This window comes from Actinomyces sp. zg328 (assembly GCF_009829635.1).
GTDB lineage: Bacteria > Actinomycetota > Actinomycetes > Actinomycetales > Actinomycetaceae > Actinomyces > Actinomyces marmotae.
In genome coordinates this window covers 1-26792 of record NZ_VWPE01000014.1, presented here as the reverse complement: position 1 = coordinate 26792, position 26792 = coordinate 1, and the positions used below count along the sequence as shown (strand labels likewise).

22 protein-coding genes are annotated in these 26792 nt (G+C 71.2%); 20 read left to right on the top strand and 2 right to left on the bottom strand.

The window, feature by feature from the left end:
* Positions 1-82 precede the first annotated feature (82 nt).
* From murD to dnaE, 14 genes are all read left to right on the top strand, one after another.
* A complete protein-coding gene (murD, locus tag GVV75_RS07095) occupies positions 83-1567 on the top strand; it encodes a UDP-N-acetylmuramoyl-L-alanine--D-glutamate ligase (RefSeq protein WP_159814106.1) in 1485 nt (494 codons plus the stop codon).
* The gene (locus tag GVV75_RS07090) at positions 1564-2976 is read left to right on the top strand and encodes an FtsW/RodA/SpoVE family cell cycle protein (RefSeq protein WP_159814104.1); all 1413 of its coding nucleotides are present in this window, start codon (positions 1564-1566) and stop codon (positions 2974-2976) included. Before murD ends, GVV75_RS07090 begins: the two co-directional genes overlap by 4 nt.
* On the top strand, positions 2969-4183 hold the full coding sequence (locus GVV75_RS07085) for a UDP-N-acetylglucosamine--N-acetylmuramyl-(pentapeptide) pyrophosphoryl-undecaprenol N-acetylglucosamine transferase (RefSeq protein WP_159814102.1): 1215 nt from the start codon (positions 2969-2971) through the stop codon (positions 4181-4183). Before GVV75_RS07090 ends, GVV75_RS07085 begins: the two co-directional genes overlap by 8 nt.
* Positions 4180-5682 carry a UDP-N-acetylmuramate--L-alanine ligase gene (gene murC / locus GVV75_RS07080; protein WP_159814100.1) on the top strand — a complete coding sequence of 501 codons (1503 nt, stop codon included), beginning with the start codon at positions 4180-4182 and terminating at the stop codon, positions 5680-5682. The genes GVV75_RS07085 and murC overlap by 4 nt, the downstream gene beginning before the upstream one ends.
* Positions 5679-6683 (top strand): cell division protein FtsQ/DivIB, encoded by a 1005-nt coding sequence (locus tag GVV75_RS07075; RefSeq protein ID WP_159718263.1) that lies wholly within the window; start codon positions 5679-5681, stop codon positions 6681-6683. Before murC ends, GVV75_RS07075 begins: the two co-directional genes overlap by 4 nt.
* A gap of 156 nt (positions 6684-6839) precedes the next feature.
* On the top strand, positions 6840-8162 hold the full coding sequence (ftsZ, locus tag GVV75_RS07070; RefSeq protein ID WP_159524504.1) for a cell division protein FtsZ: 1323 nt from the start codon (positions 6840-6842) through the stop codon (positions 8160-8162).
* A gap of 14 nt (positions 8163-8176) precedes the next feature.
* Positions 8177-8950 carry a peptidoglycan editing factor PgeF gene (gene pgeF, locus GVV75_RS07065; protein WP_159814099.1) on the top strand — a complete coding sequence of 258 codons (774 nt, stop codon included), beginning with the start codon at positions 8177-8179 and terminating at the stop codon, positions 8948-8950.
* Positions 8951-9098: 148 nt separating this feature from the next.
* Positions 9099-9551, top strand: a complete 453-nt coding sequence (locus tag GVV75_RS07060) for a cell division protein SepF (RefSeq protein ID WP_159524506.1) — start codon at positions 9099-9101, stop codon at positions 9549-9551.
* Between the two features lie 9 nt (positions 9552-9560).
* A complete protein-coding gene (locus GVV75_RS07055) occupies positions 9561-9866 on the top strand; it encodes a YggT family protein (protein WP_159814097.1) in 306 nt (101 codons plus the stop codon).
* 177 nt (positions 9867-10043) lie between these two features.
* A complete protein-coding gene (locus tag GVV75_RS07050) occupies positions 10044-10682 on the top strand; it encodes a DivIVA domain-containing protein (RefSeq protein WP_159524508.1) in 639 nt (212 codons plus the stop codon).
* 113 nt (positions 10683-10795) lie between these two features.
* Positions 10796-11635: a signal peptidase II gene (gene lspA, locus GVV75_RS07045; protein ID WP_328703541.1), complete on the top strand. Its 840-nt coding sequence runs from the start codon at positions 10796-10798 to the stop codon at positions 11633-11635.
* A complete protein-coding gene (locus GVV75_RS07040; RefSeq protein WP_159814095.1) occupies positions 11632-12552 on the top strand; it encodes an RluA family pseudouridine synthase in 921 nt (306 codons plus the stop codon). The genes lspA and GVV75_RS07040 overlap by 4 nt, the downstream gene beginning before the upstream one ends.
* 117 nt (positions 12553-12669) lie before the next feature.
* The gene (locus GVV75_RS10325) at positions 12670-12858 is read left to right on the top strand and encodes a hypothetical protein (protein ID WP_236266093.1); all 189 of its coding nucleotides are present in this window, start codon (positions 12670-12672) and stop codon (positions 12856-12858) included.
* A 174-nt stretch (positions 12859-13032) separates the two neighbouring features.
* On the top strand, positions 13033-16632 hold the full coding sequence (dnaE, locus tag GVV75_RS07030) for a DNA polymerase III subunit alpha (RefSeq protein ID WP_159814093.1): 3600 nt from the start codon (positions 13033-13035) through the stop codon (positions 16630-16632).
* A 169-nt stretch (positions 16633-16801) separates the two neighbouring features.
* Here the strand turns inward: dnaE and GVV75_RS07025 are convergent, their stop codons facing one another.
* Complete coding sequence (locus GVV75_RS07025) at positions 16802-17032, bottom strand: RNA-binding S4 domain-containing protein (RefSeq protein WP_159814143.1); 231 nt, start codon at positions 17030-17032, stop codon at positions 16802-16804.
* 251 nt (positions 17033-17283) lie between these two features.
* Here GVV75_RS07025 and GVV75_RS07020 point away from each other — a divergent pair, with 251 nt between their 5' ends.
* Both GVV75_RS07020 and GVV75_RS07015 read left to right on the top strand, forming a co-directional pair.
* Positions 17284-19545: a right-handed parallel beta-helix repeat-containing protein gene (locus GVV75_RS07020; RefSeq protein ID WP_201288265.1), complete on the top strand. Its 2262-nt coding sequence runs from the start codon at positions 17284-17286 to the stop codon at positions 19543-19545.
* Complete coding sequence (locus tag GVV75_RS07015; protein ID WP_159814092.1) at positions 19542-20027, top strand: hypothetical protein; 486 nt, start codon at positions 19542-19544, stop codon at positions 20025-20027. The genes GVV75_RS07020 and GVV75_RS07015 overlap by 4 nt, the downstream gene beginning before the upstream one ends.
* Here GVV75_RS07015 and GVV75_RS07010 read toward each other — a convergent pair.
* Positions 19949-20881 carry a hypothetical protein gene (locus GVV75_RS07010; RefSeq protein ID WP_159814090.1) on the bottom strand — a complete coding sequence of 311 codons (933 nt, stop codon included), beginning with the start codon at positions 20879-20881 and terminating at the stop codon, positions 19949-19951. The two genes, GVV75_RS07015 and GVV75_RS07010, sit on opposite strands and share 79 nt — an antisense overlap.
* A 198-nt stretch (positions 20882-21079) precedes the next feature.
* On the opposite strand from GVV75_RS07010, the gene hisD reads away from it, so the two are divergent.
* The 4 genes from hisD (at position 21080) to wecB (ending at position 26581) form a co-directional block, all read left to right on the top strand.
* Positions 21080-22429, top strand: a complete 1350-nt coding sequence (gene hisD, locus GVV75_RS07005; protein ID WP_159814088.1) for a histidinol dehydrogenase — start codon at positions 21080-21082, stop codon at positions 22427-22429.
* A 650-nt stretch (positions 22430-23079) separates the two neighbouring features.
* On the top strand, positions 23080-24600 hold the full coding sequence (locus GVV75_RS07000) for a glycosyltransferase family 2 protein (protein WP_159814086.1): 1521 nt from the start codon (positions 23080-23082) through the stop codon (positions 24598-24600).
* On the top strand, positions 24597-25358 hold the full coding sequence (locus GVV75_RS06995; protein WP_159814084.1) for a hypothetical protein: 762 nt from the start codon (positions 24597-24599) through the stop codon (positions 25356-25358). Before GVV75_RS07000 ends, GVV75_RS06995 begins: the two co-directional genes overlap by 4 nt.
* Positions 25359-25378: 20 nt before the next feature.
* The gene (wecB, locus tag GVV75_RS06990) at positions 25379-26581 is read left to right on the top strand and encodes a non-hydrolyzing UDP-N-acetylglucosamine 2-epimerase (protein ID WP_201288731.1); all 1203 of its coding nucleotides are present in this window, start codon (positions 25379-25381) and stop codon (positions 26579-26581) included.
* Positions 26582-26792 lie beyond the last annotated feature (211 nt).

The following is a 26792-nucleotide window of genomic DNA, read 5'->3' as shown; positions in this document are numbered from 1 at the left end:
CCCCCCGCGACGGCGCCCGCGGCGCCTCGCCCCACGGCGCCCTTGGCGCCTCCCGAGCACCTGAAGGAATGGAAGCCCCGAGATGAACGAGCTTGCCGGCGCGCGCGTCGGAGTGGTGGGCCTGGGCAGGACCGGGGCCGCCGTCGTCGACGCCCTGACGACCCTGGGCGCCAAGGTCCACGTCTACGACGGCCGCGCCGAGGCCGTCGAGGCCCTCGCCGCCCCAGTCGCCTCGCGCATGGCGGGCAGTCCCGAGGACATCGCCGCCGCCCTGGGCCCCTCCGATCTGCGCCTGCTCGTGGTCTCCCCGGGAGTCCCCGCCACCGGCCCGATCCTCAGCGCAGCCCAGGCGGCCGGCATCGAGACCTGGTCCGAGATCGAGCTCGCCTGGCGCCTCCAGCGCGCCTCGGCGCGCCCGGGAGTGCCCTGGCTCACCGTCACCGGCACCGATGGTAAGACCACGACGGTCGGCATGCTCGCGGCCATCCTCACCGCCGCGGGGCTCGCCGCCCCGGCCGTCGGCAACATCGGCGAGCCGGTCATCTCCACCGTCCTGGCTGGGAAGGCCGACGCGCTGGCCGTCGAGCTCTCCAGTTTCCAGCTCCACACCACCCGCACCCTCTCGCCGGTGTCGGCGGCCTGTCTCAACGTGGCCGCTGACCACCTCGACTGGCACGGAGGCCCTGAGGCCTACGCCGCGGACAAGGCGCGCGTCTACGCCCGCGCCCGGCGCGCCGCCATCTACAACTGCCAGGATGAGGCCACCCGCGCCATGGTGGCCGACGCCGACGTCGTCGAGGGCTGCCTCGCCGTCGGCTTCACGCTGGGCGCCCCCGGCCTGGGGCAGGTCGGCCTCGTCGAGGACCTCCTCGTGGACCGCGCTCTGCACTCCGCCCGCCGCGCCGAGGGCCGCGAGATCGCCACTCTGGCCGACCTCGCCCACCTGGCGCCCGGCGGGAGCGCCGACCGCCTCCCGGCCCACATCGTCGCCGACGCCCTCGCCGCGGCCGCCCTCGCCCTGAGCTCGGGCCTCCCCGGTGTCGGACCCGAGGCCGTGGCCCGGGGACTGCGCGCCTTCGCCCCCGGTGCCCACCGCATCGTCACAGTCGCCGAGGCGGGTGGCGTCGCCTGGGTGGACGACTCCAAGGCCACCAACCCGCACTCCGCGCGGGCCGCCCTCGCCGGGCTGCCCGCCGGCACCGGCGTGTGGATCGCCGGCGGGGACACCAAGGGCGCCACCTTCCACGAGCTCGTGCGCGCCGTCGCCCCCGCCCTGCGCGGTGTCGTCCTCATCGGGCGCGACCAGACCGCGATATCCGAGGCCCTGGCCACCCAGGCCCCCGGCCTGCCCGTCACAAGCGTCGCCGACGGCTCCCCCCGCGAGGTCATCGAGGGCGCCGTGGCCGCCTCGGCCGCCATGGCGCGGCCGGGGGACACCGTCATGCTCGCCCCGGCCTGCGCCTCCTGGGACCAGTTCACCTCCTACGCCGAGCGCGGTGACCTCTTCGCAGAGGCGGCGCGCCACCACGCCGCGAGCGTCGAGAACGGGGATGATGGGCGGTCATGAGCGCCCAGCAACGTCGGCCCGCGGGCACGGGCCCCAGCGGTCGCGCGCGCGGACAGCGTTCCCGGCCACCCGTCATCCCCGCGCCGGTGGAGGGCCCGCCCCCCGGGCGTGAAGCCGCCGCGCCGCCCGCCGCGCCGCCCGCGCATCGGCTCGGGCCCATCGGCCGCGTCCTGCGACGCGCCGCCAGGCGGATCGGCGGCCCCGACGGGCCCAGGGACGCCGACCACAGTTTGCTGAGTTACTACGCGCTGCTGCTGGCCACCGTCCTGCTCCTCACGCTCGGCCTTATGACGGTCTTCTCCGTCCAGCAGGTGGTGTCCGCCGCCCGCGAGCGCGACGCCGTCGTCGACTTCTCCAAGTACCTCATCTTCGCCGGGGTCGGGTTGATCGGCATGTGGGGCATGTCCCTGCTCTCCGAGCGCGCGCTGCGCTACCTGGCGATCCCCGTCCTCGTGGGCGCCACCGCGCTCCAATCGCTCGTCTTCACGCCTCTGGGAACCTGCACCGGCGGCAACTGCAACTGGGTGGAGGTCCCCGGCATCGGCACCGCCCAGCCCTCGGAGTTCATCAAGGTGGGGCTGAGCCTGTACACGGGCCTCATCGCCGCCCGCTGGTTCGCGGAGGGGCGCTGGCAGCGACTGCACTGGCTCGTCAAGACCGCCGCCGCCCTCCTCCCGGCCGCCGCCATCGCCCTGGTCATGGGCGGCGGGGACCTGGGAACCGTCATCATCCTAGGGGTCCTGCTGGCCGGCGCGGGCTGGATGGCGGGGCTGGCCAAGCGCTGGTTCGTGACCATCGGGGCGGCCGGGGCGGCGCTGTTCGTCTTCGCCTCGGTCATCTCCCTCAACCGGCGCACGCGCATCCTCGTGTGGCTCCACCCCGACCGCGACGACCCCCTGGACATCGGCTACCAGCCCAAGCACGCCCGCTGGGCCATGGCCACCGGCGGGTGGCGGGGCGTGGGGCCGGGATCATCGCGCCAGAAGTGGGGCTACCTCACCCAGGCCGAGTCCGACTACGCCTACGCGGTCCTCGGCGAAGAGCTCGGGCTGGTCGGGGCGCTGCTGGTCATCGTCCTGTTCGCGGTCCTGGGCTGGGCCCTGGCCCGGATCATCCGGCGCTCCAACTCCCTGTACGCCAGCGTCGTCGTCGGCGGCATCATGGTGTGGATCATCGGCCAGGCCATCATCAACATGGCCGTGGTGACCAACCTCCTGCCGGTGCTGGGCGTCCCTCTGCCACTGATCTCCCAGGGCGGCAGCGCGCTCATATCCGTGCTGCTCGCCATCGGGATAGCCCTGTCCTTCGCCAGGCGGGAGCCGGGGGCCCAGCAGGCGCTGAGATCACGGCCCGGCGCCGTGCGCCGTACGCTTGCGGTGATCTCGACCCGCAGGAGGAACCGTGCCTGACAACCGCCCCGACGACGCCCTGGCGCGCCCCCTGCGCGTCCTCCTGGCCGGGGGAGGCACCGCTGGCCACGTCAACCCCCTCCTGGCCACCGCCGCGGCCCTGACCGACCCCGCCATGGGCGGCCATCCGGGCACCCGGATCCTCGTCCTCGGCACCCGCCAGGGCCTGGAGGCGCGCCTCGTGCCCGAGGCCGGCCATGACCTCGCCCTCATGCCCCGCGTCCCCCTGCCCCGCAAGCCGGGCCCCGACCTGCTCCGCCTGCCCGGCAACCTGCGCTCCGCCGTGCGCGCCGCGCGCGAGGCGATCGAGCGCGTGGGGGCCGACGTCGTCGTCGGCTTCGGCGGCTACGTCGCCGCCCCCGCCTACCTCGCCGCCCGCCGCGCCGGCGTGCCCATCGTCATCCACGAGCAGAACGCCCGCCCCGGCCTGGCCAACAGGCTCGGCGCCCGCTGGGCCCGCTCCGTGGCCCTCACCTTCGCCTCCACCCCGCTCAAGGCCGCCAAGGGCTCCATCGAGATCACCGGGCTGCCGCTGCGCCCCGCGATCGCCGGGCTCGTCGCGTCCCGGGCCACCGCCGAGGGCGCCGCCACTGCCCGGCGCGAGGGCGCCGCCGCCCTCGGCCTCGACCCCGAGCGCCCCACCCTCCTCGTCACCGGGGGCTCGCTCGGCGCGCAGCGCCTCAACGAGGTCCTCGCCGCCTCGATGCCCCGCCTGCCCAAGGGGCTCCAGGTCCTCCACCTGACCGGCAGGGGCAAGGACACCCCCGTCCGCGAGGCCCTGGAGAGCGCCGCCGGGCAGGACCCGTCCCTTCCGGACCGCTACCGGGTCCTCGACTACCTGACCGCCATGGAGCAGGCATACGCCTGCGCCGACGGCGTCGTGTGCCGCTCCGGCGCCGGGACCGTGGCCGAGCTGACGGCGCTGGGACTCCCCGCCCTCTACGTCCCCCTGCCCATCGGCAACGGCGAGCAGCGCCTCAACGCCGCCGACTGCGTGAGGGCCGGGGGAGGGCGGATCGTCCCCGACGCCCAGCTCGACGCCAGCGCCCTGCTCTCCTTCACCGGCGTCATCGCCGACGCCGAGCAGCGCGCCATCATGGCGGGGGCCGCGGCCGGCGTGGGCGTGAGTGACGGCGCCGCCCGGCTCGGAGCCCTCATCCGAGCCGCAGTGACCAGCAGTGCCGATGCCGAAGGGAAGAAGAAGTGAGCACCAGCGAGCAGTCCACTCATCCGGGGGCCTTTGGGCGCTCCGGCCTGGAGGGCCGGGCCTTCCACCTCGTGGGCGTGGGCGGCGCGGGCATGAGCGTCGTCGCCCAACTGCTCGTCGAGCGCGGCGCCACGGTCACCGGCTCCGACGCCAACGGGGGCGAGGCCTTCGACCGCCTCGCCGCGGCCGGGATCGGCGTGGTCATCGGCCACGCCGCCGGCAACGTCCCGCCCGGCGCGACGCTCGTCGTCTCCACCGCCATCAAGGGGGACAACCCCGAGTTGGCCGCCGCCCGCCAGCGCGGTCAGGAGGTCCTGCACCGCTCCCAGGCACTGGCCCTGGCCGCGCGGGGCCGCGATCTCGTCGCCGTGGCCGGCGCCCACGGCAAGACCACCACCTCCGGCATGCTCGCCGAGGCGCTCACCGAGGCGGGGGAGGACCCCTCCTTCGCTATCGGCGGCGTGGTCCGCGCCCTGGGCACCGGCGCGCATCTGGGCTCCGGCCGCGCCTTCGTGGCCGAGGCCGACGAGTCGGACCGCTCCTTCCTCAACTACGCTCCGCGCATCGCCCTGGTGACGAATGTCGAGCCGGATCACCTCGACAACTACGGCACGCCCGAGGCCTTCGAGGCCGCCTTCGTCGACTTCGCGCGGCGCCTGGTCCCCGGCGGGCTGCTCGTGGCCTGCGCCGATGACCCGGGGGCCGCCCGCCTCGCTGCCTCCGCCGTCGCCGAGGGACTGCGTGTGGCCACCTTCGGCACCGCCGAGCCGGCCTTCCTCGGTCCCAGCCACGAGGCCCACACCCTCTTGCGGATCACCGGCAGGGGGGCGGGCTCCACCTCCGCTGTCCTGACCCGCGCCACTGCCGACGGCGCGCGGGAGACGGTCTCACTCGACCTGCGGGTCCCGGGCGACCATGTGGCCCTCGACGCCGCCGGCGCCTGGACCGCGGGTGTCGAGCTGGGGGTCGCCGGACAGGCGATGGCCGACGCCCTGGGGGCCTTCGGTGGCACGGGGCGCCGCTTCGAGGACCGCGGCCAGGCCGGGGGAGTGCGGGTGGTGGATGACTATGCGCACCACCCCACTGAGATCGAGGCCCTGCTGGCCACCGCCCGCGGGGTCGCCACCGCGCGGGGCGGGCGCCTGCTCGTCCTCTTCCAGCCCCACCTCTTCTCCCGCACCGCCGCCTTCGCCCCCCGCTTCGGCGCCGCCCTAGCCAAGGCCGACGCCGTCGTCGTCGCCGATGTCTACCCCGCCCGCGAGGCTCAGGAGGACTTCCCCGGTGTCAATGGCGGGACGATCGTCGCCGAGATCCCCGGGGGCAAGGCCCGCTTCGTTCCCGACCGTATCGAGGCCGCCCACGCCATCGCCGCCCTCGCGCGCCCCGGCGACCTCCTCCTGACGGTCGGGGCGGGGGATGTCACCGCGCTCGGCGAGGTGGTCCTCGCCGATCTCACGGCGTCGCCCGCCTCCGACGGCGAGGGCCAGGGGGGCCGATGAGGAGGCCTCGCGCTCCGCGCCCGGCGCACGAGCCCGTCGAGCCCGCGGGTGCCGAGGAGGCCGGGCGGGCCCCCGAGCGGGCCGCGGAGAGTGCCCATCCTGGCCCCGCCGCTCCCGAGGGGGCCGGCCCCGCGCGATACCCCGCCGTAGTGCCCGGCGCGGAGCCAGCCGCCGCTTCGACCGGGGTCGCCACCAGGGCCGATCCCGGCTCGCTCGGGCGGCTGCGCGAATACGCCGCCTCCTCTGTCGTCTCCACCGGGCTCACCGACCGCCTGGCTGAGCGGCGCCGGGCCGCCCGTTCCCTGAGGCTGCGGCGTCTGACGGGCGCCGTCGTCGTCGTGCTCGTCATCGCCGCGATCGCCTGGGGCGTCCTTTACTCCCCGCTGCTGGCCCTGCGCCCGGCGGATATCACCGTCGTGGGGGCCGAGGACGCCAGCGGCGCGGTGAGCGCCGACCAGGTGCGCGGCGTGCTTGCCGCCCACGAGGGGGAGTCCCTCGTGCGGCTCGACGTCGATCGGCTCGGCGGCGAGGTCGCCGACGGGCTGGTCCGCGTGCGCTCGGCCTCAGTGGCCCGCTCCTGGCCCCACGGCCTGGCCGTCTCCCTGGAGCTGAGGAACCCGGTGGCCGCGCAGGAGACCGATGGGGGATACGCGGTGCTCGACTCCGAGGCCGTCGTCCTCGAGACCGTGGCCGAGGCGCCCGCGGGCCTCACGCGCCTGGCCACCGACGGGGCGGGGGAGGGCGCCCCGCGTCTGACCGCCGCGCAGGTCGCCACGATGACGGCCATCATGGGCAGCCTCGACGCCACGACCCGCCAGCAGGTCTCCCGGGCGACGGTGTCCACCGCGGGCCAGGTGGTGCTGTCCCTGGCCAATGGGGCGAGCGCCGTGTGGGGAGATGGCTCCCAGAACGCCCTCAAGGCGCGGGTCCTGGCCACCCTGCTGACCACGCCGGCCAGCGTCTACGACGTCTCCGCGCCGCACAACCCGACGACCCGGTGAGCGCGCGCCTGACACGCCGAGGAAAATCCAGGCAGGTTGCGCCACGGACCCATAGCGTTGCCCTTGTCATCGCAAGAATGACATAAGTATAAACCTCAACGTGAGGTTGAGGGTCGAGGGGAGCCCGGAGGGCTCGCACGAGCGCGGAGGCAGACAGTGGTGGAGTCCCAGCACTACCAGGCGATCATCAAGGTCGTGGGCGTCGGCGGTGGCGGAGTCAACGCCGTCAACCGCATGATCGAGGCCGACTTGCGCGGCGTGGAGTTCCTGGCGGTCAATACCGACGCCCAGGCCCTCATCATGTCTGACGCGGACACGAAGCTCGACGTCGGCCGGGACCTGACCCGCGGCCTGGGCGCCGGGGCCGATCCGTCGATCGGGCGCAAGGCCGCCGAGGACCACGAGGAGGAGATCCGCGAGGCCCTCGAGGGCGCGGACATGGTCTTCGTGACCGCGGGCGAGGGCGGCGGTACCGGCACTGGCGCCGCGCCCGTCGTGGCGCGCGTGGCCCACGAGCTCGGGGCCCTGACCATCGGCGTGGTCACCCGTCCGTTCTCCTTCGAGGGTCGTCGTCGCGCCGCCCAGGCCGAGGAGGGCGTCAACAAGCTCCGCGCCGAGGTCGACACCCTCATCGTCATCCCCAACGACCGCCTCCTGCAGATCGCGGACCGCAATATCTCCGTGGTCGACGCCTTCAAGCAGGCCGATCAGGTCCTGCTTCAAGGTGTTCAGGGCATCACCGAGCTCATCACGACCCCCGGCCTGATCAACGTCGACTTCAACGACGTCAAGTCCGTCATGCAGAACGCCGGCAGCGCCCTCATGGGCATCGGCTCGGCCACCGGCGAGGGCCGCGCGCTGGCCGCCACCGAGCAGGCAATCGCCTCCCCGCTGCTGGAATCCTCCATCGACGGCGCTCACGGCGTCCTCATCTTCTTCCAGGGTGGCTCCGACCTCGGCCTCTTCGAGATCTCCGAGGCCGCGAACCTCGTGCGGGAGTCCGTGCACCCCGAGGCCAACATCATCTTCGGCAACGTGGTCGACGGCGCCCTGGGCGACGAGGTCCGCGTCACCGTCATCGCGGCCGGCTTTGACGAGGAGCCCGTCCCTGCGGGCCTCGACCGCGCGGCCTCCCAGAAGAGCGCCCGCCACACCGCTCAGCCGCCCACCCGCACCGTTGAGCCCCGTGGCTCCTCGCACGCGGCGGACCTCGCCTCGGTGACCACCCCGGTCCCGCAGGCGCAGGCGGTCAAGCCCGCCCCGGTGGCCTCCTCCGCCCCCACCGCGGTCCCCCCGCTGCCCGGGCCCGCCGCCCAGGAGCGCCCCGCCTCCGTCCCGGTCTCGCCCTCGGACAACACCGGCTCCGTTCCCGTGTTCGTGGACGCCGCTGCCGAGCAGCCCCCCGTGGAGCTCGCGGTGCCCCCGATGCTGGGCGCCGACGCCGAGGACACCATCGACCTGCCCGACTTCCTGCGCTGAGCGCGGGAGCCGGCATGAGGATCCCCGGCCTCATCGAGGCCGACCTGGGCCCCCGCGCCCGCGGGTACTTCACCACCCGCGGCGCGGGGGCCCCCGTCCTGCCCGCGCCGATCGATGCGCGCTACGCCGGGCTCAACCTCGCCACCCACGTCGAGGACGACCCCGCCCATGTGGCCGCCTGCCGCGCCTGGCTGGAGGGCGCCGTGGGTCTGAGGGGCGGGGGCATCGCCTGGATGAACCAGGTCCACTCCGACATCGTCGCCCATGCCCGGCGGGGGAGTGCCCCGACCGCCGACGCCCTCATCCTCGACGCGCGCGCCCAGGAGGCCCGCCCCCGGTCGCCGCGCGGCGCCGGAGTGCTGGTCGCCGACTGCGTGCCACTGCTGCTCGCCTCCGCGGACGGGCGCCTGGTGGCCGCGGTCCACGCCGGCCGCAGGGGCCTGCTCGGCGGCATCGTGCCCAGGGCGGTCGAGGAGATGGCGCGGCTCGGGGCGGATCCGTCGGGAATCAGCGCGGCCATCGGCCCGAGCATCTGCGGGCGTTGCTACGAGGTGCCCGCGACCATGCGCGATGAGGCCGCCACCATTGAGCCGGCCTGCGCCGCCACCACCTCCTGGGGGACCCCCGGCCTCGACGTCGCGGCCGGCGTCATCGCCCAGCTCCAGCGCTCCGGCGTCACGCGGATCGCGCCGGGCCAGTGGTGCACCTTCGAGGATGAGCGCTTCTTCTCCTACCGCCGCGAGGGCGCCACGGGGCGCCTGGCTGGTATCGTCCTGACAACAATCTGAGAATTGCCTGATCGTAGAGGTCTTGCCCCATGGTCGCCCGGAGGACACGCCGCGCCCAATCACCGATGCGCGCTCCGATGACCGATAACGTCGCCCACACCGGGAGGCCAGGGGACGCCCGGTGGAGCCAACGGAGAAGGAGCCAGTCATGAGCGCACTGCGCAAGATGTCGACATTCCTCGGATACACCGAGCCCGAGCAGGACCTCTATGCGGAGGACGAGGAGGCCTACGCCCCCGTCTTCGACCAGGCGGCCGAGGAGGCCGAGCCCGAGCCGTCGGCCCCGAGCGCTTATGAGGCCGCCCTGGAGCCGGTGTCGGTGCCTGATCTGCGCCGCATCGTCACCGTGCACCCCTCCACGTACAACGAGGCTCGCGTCATCGGCGAGGCCTTTCGCGACGGCGCGCCCGTCATCATCAACCTCACCGGCATGAGCGAGGCCGAGGCCCGCCGGATGGTGGACTTTTCCGCCGGACTCGTGCACGGCCTGCGCGGCGCCATCGAGCCCATCACTCCGCGCGTCTTCCTCCTCACCCCCGCCAGCGTCGAGATCGACGACGGTGAGGCCGAGGAGCACGGCCGCTTCTTCAATCAGAGCTGAGCCATCGGGGTGGAGGCGTCGCATTCGATCATCTCGATCATCAGCAGCCTGCTGAACATCTACATCCTCATCCTCGTGATCAGGGTGGTGCTCGACCTGGTGACCGCGTTCGCCAGGTCGTGGAGGCCCACCGGCCCGGTGCTCCTGCTCGCCAATCTGGTGTACTCCTTGACCGACCCCCCGCTGCGCTTCCTCAGGCAGCGGATCCCCGCTCTCAACCTGGGCTCCTTCGGGATCGACCTGAGTTTCCTGGCGCTTTGGTTCGGCATCATGATCGTCCAGTACCTCCTGGCGATCCTCAACAGACTCCTGTGAGGGGCCGCTCAGAAAGCCCGGTGGACCCGCTCCTCCCCACTCCGGGTGTGACGAGGACAGCGTGATTCGCATCCCTCTCCGGCCCCGCACGGCGTCAGTTCAGGTACTGTAGTCAACGTGAGTCACCGGTTGATCCGGTGCTTGTGACCATGTCCGTAACGACACCGAGGTGACGATATGACGCTGCTGACAGCAGACGACGTCCTCAACAAGAAGTTCCAGGCGACGAAGTTCCGCGAGGGTTACGAGCAGGACGAGGTCGACGAGTTCCTTGACGAGGTCGTCGAGGCGATGCGCCAGCTCGAGGCAGAGAACGTCGAGCTCAAGGCGAAGCTCGACGCCGCCAACCGCCGCATCGAGGAGCTCTCCCAGGCCGCTCCCGCGAGCACCGGCGCCGCCCCCGTTGTGGCCTCCGCTCCGGTTGTCAACGAGCCCCCGGCGGTCTCCGCCCCGACTGCCTCCCCGGCGCTGTCGGCCATGTCGGCCATGGGCGGCAACGGCGATGAGCCCGGCGCGGCCTCCGGCATGCTCGAGCTCGCCCAGCGCCTGCACGACGAGCACGTGTCCAACGGTAAGGCCGAGGGTGAGCGCATCGTCGCCGAGGCCCGCGCCACCGGTGAGCAGATCGTCCGCGACGCTGAGGACCAGCGCAACCGCACTCTCGCCCAGCTCGAGAAGGAGCGCTCCGGCCTGGAGCACAAGATCGACGAGCTGCGCCGCTTCGAGTCCGACTACCGGACCCGCCTCAAGAGTTACCTCACCAACCTCCTCACCAACGTCGAGGAGGGCTCCAGCACCGAGGCCGGCCACATCTGATCGGCCCGGCGCCCCGCGCGCCGGCACCGCATGCCCAACGTCGAGGGCGGCGACCCCAGCCGGGTGGCCGCCCTCGACGTGTGGGCGCGCCGCGCTGACTCTTGGAAGAACCCATGACCGACGACGACATCTCCCAGATCAACCCCAAGCCCCTGAGCGGCTCGGAGGCCAGGCCCGCCGGCCCGAGCGGCTCGGCCCGGGTCCCCGGGCCGGTCACGGCCCCCGGCGGGCCCGCTCCTGTAGCCGACCCGGGCGAGCCGGGCGGTTCTGCCGCCCCGGGCGAGGATGCCGATGATCCCGCCTCTCACCGCGACGAGGCGCCCACTCGCGGAGCGAGCGGTCGGAGCGGCCGCATGGGCGCGCTGCCGGTCGTCTGCCTCATCGCCGCGATCCTCATCGCCGTTGACCAGGTGACGAAGCTGTGGGCTGTGGCGGCCCTGTCCGGGCGCGCGCGGATCCCGATCATCGGCGATCTGCTGGGGCTCGTCCTCGTTCGCAACCCCGGTGCCGCCTTCTCCCTGGCCACGGGCCAGACGTGGATCTTCTCCCTCGTCGCGCTCGTGGTGGTGGTCGTCGTGGTCCGGGCCTCTCGCGGGCTCGGGTCGCGCGCGTGGACGATCACCCTGGGCCTCGTGCTCGGCGGGGCCATCGGCAATCTCATCGACCGGATCGTGCGCGCGCCGGGCTTCCTGCACGGGCACGTCGTCGACTTCATCGACTACGGGGGCCAGTTCGTCGGCAACGTGGCCGACATCGCGATCGTCGGCGCGGCCGGGGTCATCATGGTCCTATCGGTCCTGGGCGTTAATCTCGATGGCACCCGCACGGGCGAGGACGATGATCATCACGGCGCTGACAGCGCCCAGGGCGCGGTGGTCGCGACCGAGGGGGGCGGCGAGACGAGGAGGTCCCGGCGGGCCAGGCGGCGCGATGAGTCGGGGGCGGTCTCATGAGCCGGCGCCTCCTGCCCGTGCCCGATGGGCTCGATGGCGAGCGCGCCGATGCCGCTGTCTCCCGCATGACGGGCCTGTCCCGCTCCAAGGCCGCTGAGATCTGCGCCGAGGGCGGGGCCAGGATGGCGGGCGCCCCTCTGGGGAAGTCGGATCGCGTGGTCGGCGGCGCGATGCTCGAGATCGACCTTCCCGATCCCCGGCCCGCTGAGCCCGTGGCCACCCCGGTGGAGGGGATGGGGATCCTGTACGAGGACGAAGACATCGTCGTCGTCGACAAGCCGGCGGGCGTGGCCGCGCACCCGTCGATGGGCTGGGATGGGCCGGACGTGCTCGGCGCGCTCAAGGCGATGCGCGTGCGCGTGGCGACCTCCGGCGCGGCGGAGCGGCAGGGGATCGTCTCGCGCCTGGACGCGGGCACCTCCGGGGCGATGATCGTGGCGAAGGGGGAGCGCGCGTACTCCGTGCTCAAGAGGGCATTCCGGAACCATGATGTGGACAAGGTCTACCACGCGCTCGTCCAGGGGCATCTCGATCCTTCCTCGGGGACGATCGACGCGCCGATCGGCCGGCATCCGAGCCGGGAGTGGAGGATGGCGATCATCGACGGCGGGCGGGAGTCGATCACCCACTACGACGTCATCGAGGTCATGCCACGGGCGTGCCTGGCGGAGGTGCACCTGGAGACGGGGCGCACCCACCAGATCCGCGTGCACATGGCGGCGGTGGGGCACCCCTGCGTGGGGGATGAGACCTATGGGGCGGATGCGGCGCTCTCGGCGCGGACCGGGCTGGTCCGGCAGTGGTTGCACGCCGTGGAGCTGGGCATCGACCACCCGATCACGGGGGAGTCGATGCGCTTCCGCTCGGAGTACCCGGAGGACCTGGCGCGCGCCCTCGATGTGATGAGGGCCGTATGAGCCTGGCGGGGACGATAGCGTTGCGGATCCCGTCGGCGACGATCGAGCCGATCGGTTTGACCAGCGCGGTCGGCGATGAGTCGGGGCCCGAGGCTGACGCGCTGCGCCGCGGCGGATGTGCGCCTGGAGGTCTTCGTCGACGAGCAGAATGTGCCGTTCGTGGAGGAGATCGACGCCCGGGACTTCGAGGCGTCGACCATCCATCTGCTTGCGCGGGGGGCTGATGGGACGCCACTGGCGACGGGGAGGATCCTCCTGGAGATGAGGCCCCCTCGGATGGCGAGGTTTGAGGATTCCTTTTTCTGACATTGGGTCACCATCTGTGATGGCGCAGGTCAGCGGGAGTCCGCTCGTGCCGGTGCCGCGCTGCGCGCGGTGAAGGGGCCGAGCAATCCTCAAACCTCGCCATTCCTCGGTTCGGGTGTCGGCGCGGGCCCCGCCCGCTTCGCGTCCCCCTCGCCAGGACCCTAGGATGAGGTCATGGCAGGTGCGAGCGGCGAGCGGGAACAGACGACTCCAGTGGACGACTTCGTCCACCTCCACGTCCACACCGACTACTCCATGCTGGACGGCGCGGGCAAGATCAAGGACTATGTCGCCGAGGCCAAGCGCCTGGGCCAAAAGGCGCTGGCCATCACCGACCACGGCTACATGTTCGGCGCCTACGAGTTCTACGCCGCGGCCCGCAAGGCCGGTATCAAGCCGATCATCGGCGTTGAGGCCTACGTGACGCCCGGGACCTCGCGCCATGACAGGACTCGCGTCTTCTGGGGTGATGAGTCCCAGCGCTCCGACGACGTCTCAGCCCGGGGCTCCTACACCCACATGACCCTGCTGTCCCGGGACGACGAGGGCCTGCACAACCTCATGCGACTGGACTCCTTCGCCTCCCTCGAGGGCCAGATGGGCAAGGCGCCCCGCATGGACCGCGAGCTCATCAGCCGCTACGCCAAGGGCCTCATCTCCTCAACCGGCTGCCCCTCCTCCGAGGTCCAGACCCGCCTGCGGCTGGGCCAGTGGGAGGAGGCCCGTCGGGTCGCGGGCGAGCTCCAGGACATCTTCGGCAAGGATTACTTCTACGTCGAGCTCATGGACCACGGCCTTGAGATCGAGCGGAGGGTCACCAAGGACCTCCTGCGTCTGGCGAAGGAGATCGGCGCGCCCCTGCTGGCCACCAATGACTCCCACTACGTGCGCCCCGAGGACCGCACCATCCAGGACGCCATGCTGTGCATCAACTCGGGCTCCGTCCTGTCCGACCCCGACCGCTTCAAGTTCGACGGCGACACCTACTACCTGCGCCCCGGCCGCGAGATGCGCGAGCTCTTCAAGGAGATGCCCGAGGCCTGCGACAACACCCTCCTCGTCGCCGAGCAGTGCGACGTCCACTTCGCCACCGTCGACGACGGCGCCTCCTTCATGCCCGTCTTCCCCGTCCCTGAGGGCGAGACCATGGAATCGTGGTTCATCAAGGAGTGCTGGGCCGGGATGGACAAGCGCTTCCGCGGCCAGATCCCCGAGGACTGCCGCAAGCAGGCCGAGTACGAGATCGGCGTCATCGTCCAGATGGGCTTCCCCGGCTACTTCCTCGTCGTGGCCGACTACATCAACTGGGCCAAGGCGCGCGGCATCCGCGTCGGACCCGGCCGCGGCTCCGGGGCCGGCTCCATGGTCGCCTACGCCATGGGCATCACCGAGCTCAACCCCCTCAACCACGGGCTCATCTTCGAGCGCTTCCTCAACCCCGAGCGCATCTCCATGCCCGACATCGACGTCGACTTCGACGAGCGCCGGCGCGACGAGGTCATCGAGTACGTCAAGGACAAGTACGGCTCCGACCAGGTCAGCCAGGTCGTCACCTACGGCGTCATCAAGGCCAAGCAGTCCTTGAAGGACTCCAGCCGCGTCATGGGCTACCCCTACGCCGTCGGTGACCGCCTCACTAAGGCCATGCCCCCCACCATCATGGGCAAGGACATCACCATCAAGGGGATCTTCAACCCCGAGGATGAGCGCTACGGGGAGGCCGAGGAGTTCCGCAAGCTCCACGCCGAGGACCCCGACGCCCAGAAGATCGTCGAGCTTGCCAAGGGACTGGAGGGCATGACCCGCCAGTGGGGCGTCCACGCTTGCGCCGTCATCATGTCGTCAGCGCCCCTGACCGACATCATCCCCATGATGCAGCGCCTTCAGGACGGCGCCTACATCACCCAGTTCGACTACCCCACCTGCGAGCACCTCGGCCTGCTGAAGATGGACTTCCTGGGCCTGCGCAACCTGACGGTCATCTCCGACGCCCTGGACAACATCGTCGCCAACGGCAAGCCCGCCCTCGACATCGACCACGTCGAGCTCGACGACCGGGCCACCTACGAGCTCCTCTCCCGGGGTGAGACCCTCGGCGTCTTCCAGCTCGATGGCGGCGGCATGCGCACCCTCCTGCGCCTCATGAAGCCTGACAACTTCGAGGACATCTCCGCCGTCGGCGCCCTCTACCGCCCCGGCCCCATGGGCGCGGAGTCCCACACCAACTACGCCCTGCGCAAGAACGGCCTTCAGGAGATCACCCCGATCCACCCCGAGCTCGCCGACGCCCTCGAGCCCATCCTCGGCACCACCTACGGCCTCATCGTCTACCAGGAGCAGGTCATGAAGATCGCCACTGACCTGGCGGGCTTCACGATGGGCAAGGCCGACGCCCTGCGCAAGGCCATGGGCAAGAAGAAGATGGACATCCTGAACAAGATGTTCGTCGAGTTCGAGGCCGGCATGGTTGCCAACGGATTCTCCAAGGACTCGGTCCGGACCCTGTGGGACGTCGTGGTCCCCTTCGCCAAGTACGCCTTCAACAAGGCGCACTCCGCGGCCTACGGCGTCGTCTCCTACTGGACCGCCTACCTCAAGACCCACTACCCGACCGAGTACATGGCGGCCCTGCTGACCAGCCAGAAGGACAACAAGGACAAGCTCGCCGTCTACCTGGGGGAGTGCCGTCACATGGGCATCACCGTCCTGCCCCCGGACGTCAACGCCTCCCGCGCGCGCTTCGCCGCCGTGGGGGGAGGCATCCGCTTCGGCCTGTCCGCCGTGCGCAACGTCGGCCTTAACGTCGTTGAGGCCATCGTCAACGCCCGCAAGGAGAAGGGCGAGTTCACCTCCTTCGAGGACTTCCTCGACAAGGTCCCCGCCGTCGTGTGCAACAAGCGCACCATCGACTCCCTCATTAAGGCCGGCGCCTTCGACTCCCTGGGCAAGTCCCGCCGCGCGCTCCAGGCCTGCCATGAGGACTTCGTTGACGAGATCATCGGTGTCAAGCGCAACGAGGCCGCCGGCCAGTTCGACCTCTTCGCCTCCCTGATGGGCGACGGCGGGTCGGACGACGCCGATGACCCCTTCTCCTCCGGGCCCGTGTTCTCCGCCGAGATCCCCGACCTACCCGAGTGGGACAAGCGGGACAAACTCGCCTACGAGCGCGACATGCTCGGCCTCTACGTCTCCGATCACCCACTGCTCGGCATCGAGCCCCTGCTGGCCAAGCTCTCCGATACCGAGATCTCCGAACTCGTGGAGGACGACGAGCGCCCCGATGGCGCCATGGTCACCATCGCCGGCCTCATCACCGGCCTGACCCGCAAGACCACCAAGCAGGGAAACCTGTGGGCGATCGCCCAGATCGAGGACCTGGGCGGCTCCATCGAGGCCCTCTTCTTCCCCTCCACCTACCAGACCGTCTCCACCATGCTGGCGCCGGACACTGTGGTCACCATTCGGGGCAGGCTCACCCGCCGCGACGGCGCCGTCTCCCTCTACGCCCAGGAGCTCACCCTCCCCGACATCTCCAGCGCCACGCATGAGGCCGTCACGCTCACACTGCCGACCAACCGCTGCACCGGGCCCCTGGTGGAGAAGCTGCGCGACCTCCTTCAGCGCCACCCCGGCGCGAGCGTCGTGCGCCTCAACCTGACCAGCCCGGGCCGAGAGGTTCGCACCCAACTCGCCCCCTCACTGAGGGTGGAGGCCTCCCAGGCCTTCTACTCCGACATCAAGGCCCTCCTCGGGCCGGGGTGCCTCCATCACTGAGAAACCACTGAATAGCCTCTGACCAGGCACTGATCGCATGAGGCCTGGGCAGATCCCCCCTTGCGGGGCACCGACAGCCCCGCTCATGGAGCCCTGCTCGCCCCTAAGTGCGATGGCCGAGCCGTGGCTCGGCGCTCCCGCGGATGGCGCGCGCCTCCCAGCGCTCGGATCAGGGCTCGACTCTCACCCGCGCTCCCGCCAATCCTGCGGGGAGGTCGACCACCACGAGGTCGCCGTCGGACAGGCGGTGCCCACGACGCCGCTCCACCTCGCCATTCACGCTCACATCGCCCGACTGGATCGCGATCCGGGCCTCGGCGCCGTCCTCGACGAGGTTGGCGAGCTTCAAGAACTGGCCCAGCTTAATCTCTCCGCGAACAAGGATGGTGGGATACGGCATGTTGCTCATGATCCGATTGTGACAGATGTGACCAGTGGTGCGCATGTGGCTCGTGACGGCGTGTAGCATCGATCGCAGGAACCCCTCCCACTGCGGGTCAAGCGCAAGTGGACGGTTCCTTGGAGGAACCTGGAAGGCTCCTCCTGAGAACCCAGACAGGTGTTGATGCGCGCCACGTCACCGTTTTGGGCCTCCCTCGTAACGGTACGGTTGCGGGGTTCACCCACCAACAGGAGACGACGACACTAATGATGCGCCGATACTGTCGATTCACAGCACTGCTCGCCATCCTCTTCCTAGGGGTGGCGGCCCCGGGGCTCACAGCCCCGGCAGCCGCCGCTCAGGAGTCCGTGCTCCATGTTTCAGCCTCGTCCGGATCTGACTCCGGCGACGGCTCCGCCGCCAAGCCCTACAAGACCCTCGGCGCCGCCCTCAAGGCGGCCAGCGAGGGGCAGGTCGTCGAACTCGCCGATGGCACCTACCGAGAGGGCAACATCTACGTCGACAAGGGTGTGACCATCCGCGCCGCCGCCGGCGCCACCCCGGTTCTGTCCGGGGCCGAGGTGCCGACCTCCTGGAAGGCCGGGGGGGACGGCACATGGTCGACGGGCCACGACATGGTCCGCTTCTGCGATGTGTGCACCACCAACGCCAATCCCGCGGTCGAGGGCATGGCGGCCCACCCCGAGCAGGTCTTCGTTGACGGCAAGCCGCTCACGCAGGTCGCCTCGAGGGGCGAGGTGAACGCCTCCTCCTTCTACGTCGATGACCCGGACCCCGTGACCCTGAAGAAGCCGGGCGACTCCTACAGCGGCTTCAACGCCAAGCCGCATCGCGGCACCTCCTACGTCATCGGGGTCGATCCCTCCAAGCACACCGTCGAGGTCGTCCAGCAGCACCGCGCGCTCACCCTGCAAGGGGCCAACACCACGCTGTCCGGGATCGTCGTCGAGAAGTACTCCCCGCTCCAGCGGTGGGACTACCAGGACCCCGAGATCGGCGTGTTCACCGGCGGCGGCGCTGTCGTCGTGTCCAAGGAGGGCCAGACGATCGAGAACAACACCTTCCGCTACTCCGCGGCCGGCAGCGCGCTGCACCTGGCCAGCGCCCCGAACACCAAGGTCACGGGGAACCGCTTCGAGGACAACGGCGGCGCTGCGCTCAACGTCAACGCCTCCTCCGGCACGGTCATCGAGAAGAACTACTGGCGGGGGACGAACTCCGCTGGGTTCATCACGACCGACTGCGGCGCCTACTGCACCATCGCCGACACCAAGGTGACCCACTCGGAGAACGTGCGCTACGCCTTCAACACCGTGGACAACTCGGCGTCGGGTAAGGACGCCTCGCTGCCCCAGAACAACGAGACCGTGCAGACCGCCGGAATCTGGTTCGATGAGGGCGTCATCAACTCCGACATCGTGGGCAACCACTTCATCAACGTCCCCCTGGGCATCCTCGACGAGGTCTCCTCCCACACCACCATCGCCTCCAACATCATCGACGGCGCGGGAACGGCGATCCGGGTGCAGGGCTCTGACAACTCCTCGGTGTGGAACAACACCGTCTCGCACGCGCTGACCAGCCTCGTGGTGCGCGAGGACACCCGCTCCAAGGGCTGCAACGCCAGGAGCGCGGACGGCACCTGCACCTCGCTGGAGCCCTGGAGCGCCAAGCGCGGCCTGAGCTGGGACACCACGAACGCGGTGGTCACCAACAACATCTTCTCTTCGGAGCAGACGCAGGCCTCACCCAATGACCCCTGGCGCTACGCCTCCATCGTCAACGTCGATGGCGACACCAACCGTCACGCCCCCGGCGCCTTCTACGCCAACCAGATGATCTCCAGCATCGACCACAACGCCTACTACCGGCCGCATGGCGGTGAATACAACTTCCTGCACTGGTGGCAGTACGGGAAGAACTCGATCAACGAGGCCTTCTACTCCCAGGATCTGAAGACCTTTGGCTCGCACAAGGGCGTGACCACCGGCGGTAAGGAGAGCCACAGCCTCGACCTGCGCGGCACCCCGGACGCCAACCCGCTGTTCGTCAAGGAGGCCAGTGGTCCGAACTGGAAGGCCTCCGACTTCCGCCTCAAGCCCGGTAGCCCGGCCTCCGGCGCTGGCGCGGCGCTGCCCAAGGCCATCGCCGAGAAGATCGGCGCCGACGCGGGCGTGGCGGTGAACATGGGCGCTCTGGTCAACGCCGCTTGGAATGGCGAGCAGCCCGCCGCTCAGGCGCCCGGCGCCGAGCAGCCGGCAGAGCCCGGTGCTCAGGCCGCGCCGACCACCGAGGCGCCGGCCCCGGCCCCCGCCGGTGACGCCGCCCAGGAGTCCCCCGCCAAGAACACCCCGACCGCCGCCGCTCAGGCGGCCCAGGCCAGGGCGGAGATCGCCAAGGACGTCAAGCCCAAGGCGCGCACGGTCATGGCCGGTGGGGCCCTCGCCTCGCTCCTGGTCGGTGTCCTCGGTCCGTACCTGCGGCGCTTGTTCCTGTCGTTGCGCGCATGAGCGCATCGGGGGAGGAGCCCCTGGCGATCGTCGTCGGCGCGCGCTATCCGGTGGGGGAGCGGCAGTACCTGCTCTCCGAGCGGCTGGCGCGCGCCGTCGCGCTCTGCCGGGAGGCGCTCATCGAGGTGGCCGAGCACCGGGAGGTCATCACCTACGGCGAGCTCAGCGACGAGATCGCGGGGGCGGTCCTGCCCCGGCACATGGGGCCGCTGCTGTCGATGATCGCCCATGACTGCGCCGCTCGCGACGAGCCCAGCTTGGCCTCCCTCGTGGTGTCCGCTAGCACGGGCGAGGTCTCGACCCCGGATGCGCGTTGGGCGCCTCCCAGCCGCCAGGCCTGCTGGGACCTGTGGTCCAGCCGCTCCCAGGGCGCCGGGAGGGGCCGCCGCGGGGCCGCCGCGGCTCAGGCGGGTGAGGCGGCCTCCGGCGCCTCGGCCGGGGACGCGGCAGACGACTCGGCTGGAGGCTCAGCGCGGCCGTAGTCGCGGATGCGCAGGGGCTCCAATCCCGGGTGATCGCGCAGCCCCTGGGCGCCGAAGAGGGCGTAAACCGCCGCCACGGCCGTCACCGCCGAGGCGGGGCCGGCCAGGCGCAGGGGCGACGCCGATTCGAACTCCAGGATGAGCACTCCGGCAGGCAGTTGCGGGCGGATCGCGACGATCGCGTCGTAGTGGAAGCTCAGCCAATGGAGGTCGTTGCGCTGGACGAGGACGCGCCGCTGGGTGACCAGCGCGCGGACGGACTGGTTCTCTCGCCATCGGTACCCCTGAGGCCCCCTCGCCCATGGCCGGCGGCGCTGCGCCGTGGGCGCGGCGTCCAGTCCCGCCGATGCGCCGCCGGATCCACCGATGACCCTGGTGCCGGGCTGGAGGGGACGCGCCTCCTCGCTGTAGTACCGGGCGTAGTCGGAAGGGCAGTCGGCCAGGACCTGCTCATTCGTGTCGATCGCGACATCCCAGGGGCGACCGAGGTCGAAGGCTCCGCCCATGACCAGGCCCCGCGCCACGGCCCTGGCCTGATCCTGGGAGGCGGCCAGCCCCGTGCGCCACTCGAGCTCCCGGGACTCTGCGGCGCTCGGATGGCCGGAGTGAAAGCGGTGGGCCCGCCACGCGAGGCGCGCCAGTCCCGCCAGCCTGATGGCGGTCCACAGCGCGAAGGGCGCCATCACCGCCGCGCCGGCGACGATCAGTGGTACGGCGTACCGGGGCGCGATCAGCGGGGAGGCGCCCGCGCGGACCGCCGCCGCGCCGAGGAGGGCGCCCGACGCGGGCCGCAGGAGCCCCGTCCAGTCCCGCCCACTGGGCATCGTGGGTAGCGGCATGCGGGGCATGCTCATGGAGGGCTCCTCATTGTCAGGGATAACAGGGGGATCGATAGCCGTAAGGTTATCGTTTTGTAATCATCTTGCCGGGCCTCTTGCTGTGACTCCTCGGTCTCAGGCGCGTCCCGGTCGCGCCCACCAGGTGGGCCCCGGCCCGCATCCAGGCTCCGGTTAGCGGCCCGAGCCGCGCGCCCATGCCGATAACCTGTGCTCATGCTGACCCGCATCGACCTGCGTGACACCGATCTCACCCCCCTCCAGCTCGCCCAGCGCCTGCCACGAGCGGCCCTGGACGTCGCCTCGGCCCTGGCGACCGTGGAGCCGATCATCAGTGATGTCAGGGCCCGCGGTGCCGCCGCCCTGCGCGATGCGGCGGAAAGGCTCGACGGCGTCCGCCCCGAGCGCCTGCGCGTCCCGCAGCAGGCCATCCAGAGCGCCGTCGAGGGGCTCGATCCAGCCGTCCGTGGGGCCCTGGAGCTCTCCATTGCCCACAACCGCGCGGGGCACGCCGCCCAGATGCCCTCCGAGCGGGTCACACGCATTACCGATGGCGGGATCATCACCCAGCGCTGGATCCCCGTCCGGCGGGTCGGCCTGTACGTCCCCGGGGGCCTGGCTGTCTACCCGAGCTCGGTGGTCATGAACGTCGTCGCGGCTCAGGTCGCCGGGGTTGAGAGCGTCGTCCTCGCCTCGCCGCCCCAGGCCGAGCACGGCGGCCTCCCCCATCCCACGATCCTGGCGGCCTGCGGCCTGCTCGGCGTGACCGAGGTCTACGCCGCGGGCGGCGCGCAGGCCATCGCCATGCTCGCGTACGGCGCCGGCCCCGAGACCCAGGCCGATGAGGAGGCGAGCGCGGGCGGTGTCCTGTGCGAGCCCGTCGACGTCATCTCCGGGCCCGGCAATGTGTATGTCGCCGCTGCCAAGCGGGCCGTGCTTGGGGACGTCGGCATCGACGCCGAGGCCGGGCCCACCGAGATCGCCATCCTCGCCGACGCCTCCGCTAACCCCGAGTACGTCGCGGCCGACCTCCTGTCCCAAGCTGAGCACGACCCGAACGCGGGATCAGTGCTCATCACCGACAGCCCCGCCCTGGCGGACGCCGTCGACGCCGCGCTGGAGCGCCGGCTCGCGGCGACGCGGCACCGGGAGCGCGCCGCCCGCGCCCTGGGTGGCGCGCAGTCGGGGGTGGTGCTCGTCCGGGACATCGAGCAGGGCATCGCCGTGGCCGACGCCTACGCCGCTGAGCACCTCGAGATCCACACCGAGGGGGCGCCCGACGTGGCGCGCCGCATCCGCAATGCCGGGGCGGTGTTCGTCGGCCCCTACAGCCCCGTCCCGCTCGGCGACTACCTCGCCGGCTCCAACCACGTCCTGCCCACCGGCGGCACGGCGCGGTTCGCGGCGGGGCTCAGCGTGATGGCCTACCTCAAGCCCGTTCAGATGATCGAGTACAGCGCCCAGGCCCTGGGAGCGATGTCCGGCCCGCTCGCGGCACTGGCCCAGGCGGAGGATCTTCCCGCCCACGCGGAGGCCGTCGGAGCGCGTCTTCACGGCCGCGACTGAACGCGCCCCTGGAATCCGCGCCGAGCGCCCATGGATGGGTGCTCGGCGCGGATTCTCGTCCTAGGGAGGAAAGGGCATCCTGCTTTCGTACATCCGCACTGACGAGACTTGTAAGGGGAGCGATCATCGCCCAGATTCCATCGCGCTTCTGATGGTGGTGATCGAATAATGCTGAGAATGTGATAGCCGCTACTGACATCTGCTCGCAGGAGTGGGATGGGCCGCCGAGCACCGCTGATATCCCAACGGGCATGTGGTGTAGCACAACTCAAACATATTCAGATTGTGTGATTCCACAGTGTTGTTCGACTATATCAAATTGTTATCTTCGTTTTAGATACATCCAGTCCCCATCTGGATGTGTCCCGCTGCGAACGATCATCATCGTGGTTCCACCCTGATCCCTTGAGTCGAAATGACGGTGCGATGAGCAGTTGCTCCCTGATTCTTGCGAATTCCTCGTGGCTGCCCGGTCCGGGCGCCATGGCGCGTATTCTCGCTGTCGCTGGGACAATCGCGCATGTTCTCTCCCTCCTGGCCGGATTCCTCTTCGCAGTCGTGGCCATCGCCTGGCTGTGGGTGAACCTCACCGGGGCCCTCAGGCGCGTTCTCCTGGGCTGGTACCGGGGACCGGGACGCAGGAGGGGCGCATGATCGGCGGGGGCGCCGGCGACCCGGTCGAGATGATCGGCCACTGGGGCGCGGTGATCATGATCGGGATGGGGCTTGTCTACGTGCTCGTCCTCCTCCTCATCTCCAGGCGGCCTCCGCGGATCGAGCGGCCCCGGCACGGCGGCAGCTCCCGGGCGAAGGACATCCTCGTCGTCATCCTCATGCCGTGCCTCAACGAGGCCGGGGTCATCGGCGCGAGCGTGGGTCGTCTCCTCGACATCCCCGACGACAGGCTGCGCGTCCTCGTCATCGACGACGGATCCGACGACGGGACCGCCGACGTCGTGCGGGCGATCCCGGATCCCCGCGTGAGCGTCATGCGCAGGGTCCCCCCGCGCGCCCGCCTCGGCAAGGGAGAGGCCCTCAACGACGCCTTGGACCACGTGCGCGCCACATGGGGCGGGGACCCGGGCACCGATGTGGTGGTCGGGGTGGTCGACGCCGATGGCCGCCTCGAGTCGCAGGCCATTGACGAGGCCCGGCGGGCCTTCCGCAATCGGCGCATCGGCGCCGTGCAGTTCGGCGTGCGGATCAACAACCGCTTCTCCTCACTGCTCGCCCGCATGCAGGACATGGAGTTCGTCATCTTCACCGAGGTCTTCCAGAGGGGAAGGCGCCATCTCCACAGCGTCGGCATGGGCGGCAACGCGCAGTTCGCCCGCCTCGACGCCCTCAGCGCGCTGGGCGACAAGCCCTGGACCAAGTCGCTCACCGAGGACTTCGACCTCGGCGTCCGTCTCAACGGCACCAGGTGGGTCAATGACTTCAGGCCCACCGCGGCGGTCCACCAGCAGGGCGTCACCAGCCTCAGGAGGCTCCTGCGCCAGCGCACGCGCTGGTTCCAGGGCAACATCCAGTCCCTTAACCTGCTCGGGCGCGCGGCGCGCGAGCAGCGCGGCCTGGCCAGGGCGGATACCACCTGGCAGATCCTCACCCCCTACGTCCTCCTGGCGGCCTCGCTGCTCATGGCCTCATTCGCGATCACCGTGCTCATCGTGGTGTCCAAGGCGGTCCTCGGCCACAGCCAGACCTGGTGGTGGCTGCTCAGCGCCTACCTCCTCGCCTTCGGCCCCGGCGTCGTCTTCGGCCTGCTGTACTGGAGGATCGAGCGCTCTGAGGGGCTCGGCCCGCTCAAGGCCCTCGCCTACGCCCACGTCTTCGTCCTCTACGGGCTCCTCCCCGCCCTCTTCGGGTGGCGGGCCCTGCTTCGCGAGATCACCGGGCGCACCGGGTGGGCCAAGACCGCCCGGGAGGCCGAGGACCCGGTGGGGGCGGCCGCGCCGGCGGGGCTGACCGCCCCCGCGCCGGGGCTGATCGCCCCCGCGCCGGGGGCGGCGCGCCCAGAGGCCACCCCGGACCCGCAGGGCATCCGCATCCGGCCCGCGCTCGCGCGCGTCGATCGGCCCTCGCCGTCAGCCCCCGCCATCCCGCCCATGCCCCAGCGGCCGCCGCGCCCGCCGCGCCCGCCGGTCCCCCGAGAGCATGAGGTGGCCGCATGAGCGCCCCGGAGGCCTCCCCCCGGACCGGCCCCCCGCCGGAGGACCGCCGGCGCGCGCCCGCCCCGCCGTCGGACTGGGAGGAGGGCGCGAGGTCCGCGCTGCTGCGCCGACGTCTCGTGCTCGGGGGAGCCCTCGTGTCGCTCATCGGGGGAGGGGCCGCGCTCGGGTACCGCTACCTCTCCACCCAGGAGACGAGTTGCGACGACTGGCGGGTCATCTTCGACGGCTACGGCGAGGCCACGTGCCAGGGCGGCACCCTGCGGCTCGCCCCCAACTCGGCCACCGAGCACGAGCGCACGCACGCCGCCCTGGCCATCTCCACCGCCGCCGCCGTCGCGGACCGGGCCACGCAGACCATCACCTCCATGATGACCACTGAGAAGCAGTTGCGCGAGGGGATCTCGCCCAACCCCTGGGAGGTCGCCTGGCTCCTGTGGTCCTTCCAGGACAACGAGCACTTCTACGCCCTCGCCCTCAAGCCCAACGGCTGGGAGGTCTCCAAGCAGGACCCCGCCTACCCCGGGAACCAGCGATTCCTTGCCTCCGCCCACGAGCCGTCCTTCGAGGTCGGCGTGGCCCACCTCGTCCAGGTGCGGGTCGACACCACGGGTGATGCCGTCTCCTTCACCGTCACGGCGGACGGCCAGGACCTCGGCGTCATCGAGGATGCCGACAGCCCCTATCGCAGTGGCCCCGTGGGCGCCTACACCGAGGACGCCATCGTCACCTTCGCCGCGACTACCTACTCACGCAACTGACACGACACCAAGGAGCACCGATGACCACCGAGCCAGCGACCCCATCCGATCAGCGGCCGCAGGGAGCGCCCCTGAGGATCATGCTGGTCTACGGCACGAGGCCCGAGGCGATCAAGGTCGCCCCCCTCATCAACCGGATGCGCGCCGACGAGCGCTTCGACCCGGTCATCGTCGTCACCGGGCAGCACCGCGAGATGCTCGACCAGGTCAACACCTTCTTCGGCATCACCCCCGACATCGACCTCGACATCCACTCCCCGGGCCAGACGCTCACCCAGGTCACCACCCGGTGCCTGGAGGGCGTGGGCGGGGCCCTGGAGGAGCACCCCTGCGACGCCGTCCTGGTCCAGGGCGACACCACCTCGGTGTTCGCCGCGGGGCTGGCCGCCTTCTACCACTCCACCCCCGTCCTCCACCTCGAGGCCGGGCTGCGCACGGGCACGATCACCTCGCCCTTCCCCGAGGAGGCCAACCGCAAGCTCGTCGGGCAGATCACCTCCCTGCACCTGTGCCCGACGGCCACCAGCCGGGACAACCTGCTGCGGGAGGACGTCAATCCCGCCTCACTGCGCGTCACGGGCAACACCGTCATCGACGCCCTGCTGGAGGCGGTCACGAGGCCGACGCCCCCCGCCGACCCGGCGCTGCGCGAGGCCCTCGAGGACCCCTCCCGCCGGGTCGTGCTGGTGACCGCGCACCGTCGCGAGTCCTGGGGAAAGCCCATGGAGGGGATCGGGCGGGCGATCGCCCGCCTCGCCCGCGCCCATCCCGACGCGCTCATTGTCCTGCCCGCCCACCGCAACCCGATCGTCCGCCGGGCCCTCCTGCCCAGGATCGAGGGGCTGCCCAACGTGGTGGTCACCGACCCCCTGGAGTATGGGGCCTTCTGCTCGCTCATGAACCGGGCGCACATCGTCCTCACCGACTCCGGGGGCGTCCAGGAGGAGGCCCCCGCGCTGTCCAAGCCCGTGCTCGTCATGCGCGAGAGCACCGAGCGCCCCGAGGCCATCGACTACGGCGTCGCCAGGCTCGTCGGAGCCGACGAGGAGCGGATCGTCGAGGCCGTGACCACCCTGCTCACCGACGACGCCGCCTACGCGGCCATGGCCCAGGCCGCCAACCCCTACGGCGACGGCCGGGCCTGCGAGAGAGTCATGGCGGCGATCGCCGCCATGTTCGGCAGGGGGGAGCCCCTGCCGGACTTCGAGCCCTCCCGCGCCTGATCCCCCCTGACCGACCCTCACCCTGACAAGGAGATCCCCTATGAGAACAACGACCCACGCGCGCCGGCGCCGAGCGGCCCTGGCGGCCCTCGTGGCGCTCAGCGCCTCGATCGGCCTCGTCGGCCCCGCCCATGCGGCCGACGGCGCCTCGACCGCGCGTGGCGCGGCCCTCGCGCCCGCGACGGGCGGCCCCGCCGATGACCTCGGCTCG